The organism is Paenibacillus sp. Marseille-Q9583 (genome assembly GCF_976954365.1).
On record NZ_CDRJTB010000033.1, the window covers coordinates 57,786 to 64,244 of the forward strand.

The 6,459-nt window shown below is 41.4% G+C and carries 6 protein-coding genes; 1 reads left to right on the plus strand and 5 read right to left on the minus strand.

The annotated features are described in order from the left end of the window. Positions 1-26 precede the first annotated feature (26 nt). Positions 27-902, minus strand: coding sequence for a LysR family transcriptional regulator (locus tag ACWNM1_RS16470; RefSeq protein ID WP_449601775.1), 876 nt, complete (start codon positions 900-902; stop codon positions 27-29). A gap of 129 nt (positions 903-1,031) precedes the next feature. On the opposite strand from ACWNM1_RS16470, the gene ACWNM1_RS16475 reads away from it, so the two are divergent. Then, on the plus strand, positions 1,032-1,925 hold the full coding sequence (locus ACWNM1_RS16475; RefSeq protein WP_449601776.1) for a DMT family transporter: 894 nt from the start codon (positions 1,032-1,034) through the stop codon (positions 1,923-1,925). Positions 1,926-2,007: 82 nt separating this feature from the next. Here ACWNM1_RS16475 and ACWNM1_RS16480 read toward each other — a convergent pair whose 3' ends face one another. The 4 genes from ACWNM1_RS16480 to ACWNM1_RS16495 all read right to left on the minus strand — a co-directional run bounded on the left by ACWNM1_RS16480 (position 2,008) and on the right by ACWNM1_RS16495 (position 6,343). Next, entirely contained in the window at positions 2,008-3,507 is a 1,500-nt protein-coding gene (locus tag ACWNM1_RS16480) for a DHA2 family efflux MFS transporter permease subunit (protein WP_449601777.1), read from the minus strand. Between the two features lie 243 nt (positions 3,508-3,750). Beyond that, positions 3,751-4,500, minus strand: coding sequence for a stalk domain-containing protein (locus ACWNM1_RS16485; protein WP_449601778.1), 750 nt, complete (start codon positions 4,498-4,500; stop codon positions 3,751-3,753). Between the two features lie 126 nt (positions 4,501-4,626). Then, positions 4,627-5,391, minus strand: coding sequence for a M15 family metallopeptidase (locus tag ACWNM1_RS16490; protein WP_449601779.1), 765 nt, complete (start codon positions 5,389-5,391; stop codon positions 4,627-4,629). A 46-nt stretch (positions 5,392-5,437) separates the two neighbouring features. Then, positions 5,438-6,343, minus strand: a complete 906-nt coding sequence (locus ACWNM1_RS16495) for a hypothetical protein (RefSeq protein ID WP_449601780.1) — start codon at positions 6,341-6,343, stop codon at positions 5,438-5,440. Between the last annotated feature and the right edge of the window lie 116 nt (positions 6,344-6,459).

The window sequence follows — 6,459 nt, forward strand, 5'->3', positions numbered from 1 at the left end:
CATTTTAAACGGTGTATTCTTACGGTTCAGGGATTCCCCATCAACCAAGTTTGCACATGCTTCAGGAATTTTTTAGTGGCAGGAGAGGCGTATTTCATGGAATGTACAGCGATTCCGAGCGATCTGAAACTACGTTCTTCCAATTCAAGCATTGTTACATTATAATTCTGACGGGTTAATACAAGCTCTGGCAAAATACTAATTCCAAGCCCCTTCTCCACCATGGCCATAATGGCATAATCATCACCTGCTGAGAACTTAATATTCGGTTTGATGCCAGCCTTATCCAGTACACGCCTAACATCATAATCTGAACCTGCCTTCGGGATGATGAAATCCTCTTTAGCAATTTGCGATAAGGAGAGAAATGGTTCTGCACTAAGCGGATTTTCTTTGGATACGATCCCTAACATACGGTCCTTTTTTAAGGGAATCACTTCGAACTTCTCACGCGTAGGCAGAGAAATAAAACCACAGTCAACGACTCCAGCCTCGATCCATTGCTCAACCTCTAAGTAACCACCTTCCATCAACCTGATTTCTATATAGGGGTATTCACTGCGAAATTGCTTAATCATTCCTGGCAGCCAATGCACGGATACACTCGTGAATGTACCGATGGTAATGGTCCCTACCTCTAGCCCGTGTATATCTGCTACCTCCTGCTTCAATTTTTCATTCCACTTCAGAATTTCACGGATAGGTTGTAGTACTTGCTCCCCGTTTACCGTCAATTTAACGCCAGATCTATTTCTAATTAATAACGTGAAACCAAACTCCATCTCCAAGCTACTAATCGTGTGGCTAATTCCAGATTGTGTAAAGCCCAGTACATCTGCTGCTTTTGTTAAGCTACCTAGCTCTACAACTTTTAGAAAAATCTCATACTTATTAATGCTCAACCTCTATCCCTCACCTTTTTAGATTACATAAGTTTTACTCATGTATCCTATGATAAACATTCAGTTACCTTATGTATAGAGCCGTATTATACTAAATTGAGTTGAAAATGAAGAAGGATGGATGACGAGATGAAACCGCTCAAAGCTGAGCTGATGCTGTTAGTTGTAACATTATTTTGGGGTTCCTCCTACATATTTATGAAAATGGGGTTAGGCACGTTGGGCGAATTCAATCTGATTGCACTCCGCTTCGGACTTGCTTTTATATTAGCCACAGTGATCTTCCACAAACGTTTACGAAAAGTTAACATCAAAACATTGAAATATGGTGCTCTACTCGGATTTTTACTCCTTGGCGTGTTCACATGTATAACGTTTGGACTGAAGACTACAACCACCTCTAATGCTGGATTTTTAGTAGCGCTGACAGTCATTTTTGTACCGATATTAGATCGTGTACTTTTCAAAAAAAGAGTCGCACCTCCGCAAGTTTTCGGCTCCGTACTCGCTATAGCTGGCATTGGACTTCTTACATTAAATGCAACATTAAAAATCCAACCTGGTGACTTCCTCTGTATTCTTTCGGCGGTGTTCTATGCGATACAGATCTTATTTACAAGCAAGGCTGTAAAAGAGTGTGATTCACTGAATATTGGAATCTTACAGTTGGGCTTTGCCGGAGGGTTTGCTCTAGTGTTATCTGCGCTATTCGAGACACCTTCGCTTCCTTCAACCTTACCGGCATGGATAGCGATCCTCGCACTTGGGATTCTCTGTAGTGCCTGTGGCTTCATCCTACAACCCATTGCTCAAAAATATACTTCACCTACACGCACCGGACTGATCTTCTCCCTTGAGCCGGTATTCGCCGCGCTGTTTGGCTATTGGTTCGCTGCTGAAAAGCTATCGATACAAGGATATGCTGGTGCAGCTCTTGTTCTACTGGGGATTATAGCCTCGGAGCTACTCGGTAAAGTTACATTCAGCCCTAGATGGGCTCAGAAGAAACCAGAACATCTATAGGTGATTTTCTCATACAAAAAAGGCGTCGTTAGCTATACAAGCAGAACGACGCCTTTTTATGTTATCAGGATAATCGTATGGATTAATGTCCCATCATCATTGCTGCATCGGCCTTCTGACCCTCTTCGGAGGAGGAATCAGTTGAGGAAAGCTTCGGTTTGCGCAGGATAATACTCATGAGTACACCGACTACTGCTATACAGCCAGATAGGAAGAATACATCATCGAAGCCTAGAACTGCAGCTGTCAAAGGATTACTTCCTGCTTTCAATGCTCCCATATGCACAGTAATTTGACTTGTCAGATAGCCCGTCAAACCTGCGACCGCAAAGGCCACCACCACCTGTTGTGCAGCCGCTGTAAGTGATGTGACACGGCTCACCAATTCACGAGGCGCAGCATTCAGAACATGTGTATTGAGTGGCATCATCGCTATACCCATCCCAAATCCTAATAATGCAAGATACAACATAATTGTGTTTAAACTTGTTGTAATCGTAATCCCTGATAAGAGGAATAAGGTAATCGTAATGATGCTCAGACCCACAAATGCCAGCGGTCGTGCCCCTATCTTATCAAACAATTTACCACCAAGCGGCATGCCGATTACACAAGCTAAAGCTTGCGGAAGCAGAATTAGACCCGTCTCTAGTGGTGTATAAGCCCGAATCTGCTGTAAGTATAGCGGCACGAACAACATGGAACCAAACAATGCGGCTTGCATGACCCATGTTAAGATAATGCCGCGGGTGAAATCTGAGGAACGAAAGACGCGCAGATCCAGCAATGGCTGTTTGTGCCGCAGCTCAACAATTATAAATAGAATCAGCGCAACACCCCCAACGGATAACCCGAGAATTGCTGGAGTTGATGACCAACTATTAGCCCCACCTTCATTTACCCCATAAGCCAGCATGGAGAACGCAATCGGAGCCAGAATAATGCCTAGGATATCGAGGTTGCCTTTACCGATCTTCTCCGTCTTGGGTAAATACTTAACACCAAGAATAATACCAACAATCCCAATCGGCACGTTAATCAAGAAGATCCAATGCCAACTAACATATTCAACAAGCCATCCTGACAATATTGGGCCAAGTGCAGGCGCAAGCAACATAGGAATTCCTAGCATCCCCATAATGGACCCTCTTCTTTCTGCTGGAGCCAGCTTAAAAACCATAGCCATCCCTATGGGAGCAACCATCCCCCCACCAAGACCTTGGATCACACGAAAAATAACAAGCTGCGAAGATGTTTGAGCTACTGAACATAACATGGAGCCAAGAATGAACAACGTGAGCGTCACCAGAAACACCTGTTTTGAACCGAAGCGATCTGTCATCCAGCCTGCGAGCGGTATTACAGCAGCTAAAGCTAATGTGTACCCTGTAATCGCCCACTGAATCGTTTGGAGATCGGAGCCGAAGTAGTCCACGAGCTTGGGAACTGCTACATTAACCACCGTACCATCCAGAATAACCATAATCATACCGACGATAATTGCAAGAAGCGGGGGGATGATAGCTCTTAGTGAGAATGGCTGTTCTTCTGTGTGGCTACTCCCAGTTATTGATTTTGTCATCCAGTACTCCACTCTTTTCTCTAATTTAGTTAAATGCTTTAACAATTATTTCAAATTTTAATTTACCTTCGATGAATCTGAAAGTCAACAAATAAAATCCTTTTTTACAATAAAAATACATTGCAATCTCAGAATGTTTATTGAAACGCAAAAAAGACTATGCATAATCCAATAAGAAATATCTTCTTAAAGAACGTACGCATAGCCTGTTGTTCTAAAGCTAAATCATTAATATTCTCCAGATTAAATGGAAGGAAGGTTTCCTTTTAATTCAACAATCTTACCAGATTTATTGAGAACAAACTCAAGGGACGCATCCGTTACAGCAAAGCCAAGTACACATTGTATTGACATTTGATCTTCTTTTTGACTACTTTCAGTAGACTTTATTCCATGGTAAGTACCGGCTCGTGCAGTAAAATCAGCCCAATATTTCTGTAAACCCGTAGTGGAAAGCGAACGCTTCATTTCATCGCTAAAGAATCGATTCTCTAACTCTTGAAATTGCCCAGTGCTCAGCAGTCCCGCTATCACACTTGCAGTAACCTCGGGCGCATATACTTCCACTAGATTAGCGTCAGCATTATAAGAGGTTACCAGTCCTACACTAGTGAAAAAAGAGAGCGGAACATATAAGTGTTCCTTCCTAAACACAACATTATCCTTAAAGTCTCTTTTCTCTGTATCATTAATGGTAATATGGTCGTTTCCTACTTTATATTCAATCTTTTGTTTGACTCCGCTTAATGTAATGGTGTCCGTACTTTTTTGATAAGTGGTTTGATATTTCAAGACGCTTGATGCCTCTCTAAGGGGTAGCATGACCGTAGAACCGTTTGGATACGCTGAATATTGATCTGATTTCAGAACCTGACCATTCAAAACCACCTTTACTTCACTAGCATCTGCCCAAGCCGTAGAATAGGTAGTTCCTCCAAATCCATTTACCAATAACAGTACACTTAACACTACAACAACCGCGATTTTGTTCATCCGTTCGAAACCTCCCTTTTTTTGACTATTAGTATTATGTGCGTTTCCAGCATCTGCTAATCCTAATGGTAGTAAAGCTCAACAAAAAAAGTGAATCGCTTCTTACATGGACATTCAAGTTCTAGGTTATTCCACCTTGAAGTCAAAATATTGTTTAGGATAAGGTTCCTTGATCAGGGTAAAATGCCACCATTCTTTGCTGTAAGGTTTAAATCCCTGTTTTACCATCGCCTCTTTGAGGATCACCCGATTTGCTTTCTGAGTCTTGTTGATTAAGGACGTATCGTAATAAGAAATGTCTCCGAAAAAATCAAAAGGGCTGCCCATATCTACTTCAGCTCCCGTTTCTTTATTTACGATCGTTAAATCGACGGTGCTACCTCTGGAATGGCCTGATTTTTTAGCTATAAAACCAAGTTTAAATAGATTACGTTTATCCAGTCGCGGATAATATTGCTGTTTCATTTTAGTATCTACGGCATTCTGTGACCATCTTACAAAATGATTCACCGCCGTCTGCGGACGATAAGCATCATAAATTTTAAGAATAAACCCTTTGTTCGCTAAATCCTCACTTACAGCCTTCAAAGCAGTTGCCGCTGTCCGCGAGAATATCGCTAAAGGCGCCTTGTAGCCATCAATCCGCTTCCCCACAAAATTATTATCTCCGTAATATCGAATCTCATATTGTGCCGTTGGAATCACTTCATCCAGATAGACAAAACCTTGCGGTAAATGATTCTTCTTCTCCATTTGCATTTGCTGCAGCACAGAGTCTGTTGAAGAGCCGACATAAGCAGCTTCTGCGCTACTCATAAACATACTGTTTGTCCACAACAACAGCACAACTGCGAAAACTGGAATTCTTATTCCTTTTGATCCTATTCTCAATTCATCCAGCCTCTTCTCAGATGTTGTCTTTACCATACTCTAATCATTACGAGTTTACGGTTTCAACTAGAAATTTTTCTATTACAGGAGTGAATTTATTATTCGTGGAATTAAGTAATTGTAGTAGCTTTTCTAAAATCGAAAGAATTCTAGTATCAACTTTGCTATTTTTTAGTGCATTTTCATACGCCTTTTTTACTTCTGGTTTGATAACTTGCTCATCATAGTCATAGGTAGGTGTATTACTTGTTCCATACAATAAGCGAGACGTTGCAATGAGAAGTTCTTTTTGAAGAGCGGTTGAACGGTTAGAAGCAGGATATTTCGTCACAAAATCCTCTATTGCAAGCGCTCTATTCGTTAACTCGGTCCAACTGATTACAATCGCTGCATCAGATACACTCGGTTGATTAGATTCGGTGGCCATGATGTCAATATAAGCTGCGATGTCCTTCGTAATATACGGTTTAAAGATCTTAAATCCCTCATAATGCATCACCGGATAGTACATGCCCTCACTAGTCTCCAGCTTATATCCCTTATCACGGCCTTCAATTAACATATTGCGTACGTTGGCATCTTTGATCGTATTAAGGAGTGAGGTATAGGTTAGATTTTTGCTTTTGGAAAAAGCACTATTTATCTCTTTCTGCATCTTGTCCGGAAAAACCTTTTCTGAGTATACAGATAAATGTGCCTTCTGTGCATTCTCGAGCTGAAGTGTCATCTGAGTCGCTGTCCAGGTATCCACTTCTTTGATACGGTTAATCAAATAATTACGTGCGTTAGCAAGAGATGTCGGCTTCTGTACATACTGCTGGAATTGATTATAAACGCCTGCAGATTCCGTTGCCGTTGCGGCAGATACTGGCTCTATACCCAAAGTACTGAATCCTGTCACTGAACCAAGGGCTATAGCAATACTTAACAAGCCGGATTTTTTCCAGTTCAATTAATGACCTCCTTTGCCATATGTGTAATTGTACTTAATATTTAGACATACGGGAATAACCTGAAACTAATTGGTTCATAGTACCCATTCCAAATCATCCTCAAGGAACAAGTGAT